Raw genomic sequence first — 1,174 nt, forward strand, 5'->3', positions numbered from 1 at the left:
ACAAGCTGTTCCCCGCAGGCGTTCATGCGATCGAGGAGCTGGACAGCTGGCTCCAGACCTATGACCAGTACCGGGACGAGCTCGTCGTTGTATCCGATGTGGTGACGTTCGAGCAGGAGTACCGCTGCTTCTGTCGCAACGGCCGTTTCGTCTGCGGCAGTTCCTATCCGGTCGAGCCGTACCTCCCCGTACCCAATGAGGTGCGCGATTTCGCAGAGACCGCCGCGGCACGGCTACTCGTTCACGGCTCCACCATGGTTACCGTCGATGTCGGGGTCGGCCCCGACGGCGAACTCCGCCTCGTCGAGCTCGGTGGCGTGAACAGCTGGGGCATCTACGGCTCGAACGTTGCCGACTTCATCTCGGCGATGGAAGCCGAGGCCGTCGCTCGCGCGGAGGAGTGAGAAGGCCGCGCACTCCGATGAGTTTCGGATGGTGCCGCCGTCAGTACCGGTGGACATCCCGACAGCACCTGGAGGCACCAGCATGCGGAAGTTGATTCTCGGCTTCTATGTTTCGCTCGATGGCAAGAGCGCCGACGCGGACAACGGAATCCGCGACGTCATGATGAGCATCGATGACGACGAGCAGGAGGCGTACTTCGTGAGCCGGCTCTGGGAGGCTGGTGCTTTCCTGATGGGCCGTAAGTCCTACGAGATCATGGCCGGGTTCTGGCCGACCTCTGATCACCCGTCGGCCAAGGCGATGAACGAGATTCCCAAGGTCGTGTTCTCCCGCACCCTGAAATCCGCTGATGACTGGCCTGAGACACGCATTGCGGCCGGTGATACCGCCGAGGAGATCGCCAAGCTCAAGGCCGAGCCCGGCAAGGACCTGGTGGCTGCCGGAGGTACGGAGTTCATGCATTCCCTGATCAAGCTCAGCGTGGTGGACGAATACCGCCTGTGGGTGCTGCCCGCCGCCGCGGGCAAGGGTGCGCCGCTGTTCCCGGAGATGGATGAGCCCGTGAAGCTCCGTCTGGTGAAGAGCACGGCCTTCTCGTCCGGAATCCTCGAACTGGTCTACGCGCCCGCCGACAAATAGTGACCGACCGGTCACGGCGGCGCGCGCGGCCTCCGCCTGGCGTGCGCTGTACTGGCCGGTAGGTAGGGTGGCGAAATGCGTTTCAAACCAGGGGGATTCGAAGGGCGGACCATTCCGGCAGCCGTCCTGA

Annotated in this window: 2 protein-coding genes; both read left to right on the forward strand. The window is 63.6% G+C overall.

Going from position 1 to position 1,174, the window contains the following annotated elements; translation table 11 throughout:
• Nucleotides 1–404 (forward strand): ATP-grasp domain-containing protein (locus ACIRS4_RS37995; RefSeq protein WP_404204808.1); only part of this gene is annotated, 404 nt, incomplete at its 5' end.
• A gap of 82 nt (nucleotides 405–486) precedes the next feature.
• Nucleotides 487–1,044, forward strand: coding sequence for a dihydrofolate reductase family protein (locus ACIRS4_RS38000; protein ID WP_404204810.1), 558 nt, complete (start codon nucleotides 487–489; stop codon nucleotides 1,042–1,044).
• Nucleotides 1,045–1,174 lie beyond the last annotated feature (130 nt).

The organism is Streptomyces sp. NPDC101166, assembly GCF_044768125.1.
GTDB lineage: Bacteria > Actinomycetota > Actinomycetes > Streptomycetales > Streptomycetaceae > Streptomyces.

Coding starts and splice junctions, on each gene's coding strand:
- ACIRS4_RS38000 (WP_404204810.1), top strand. CDS start 487: ATGCGGAAGTTGATTCTCGGCTTCTATGTTTCGCTCGATGGCAAGAGC.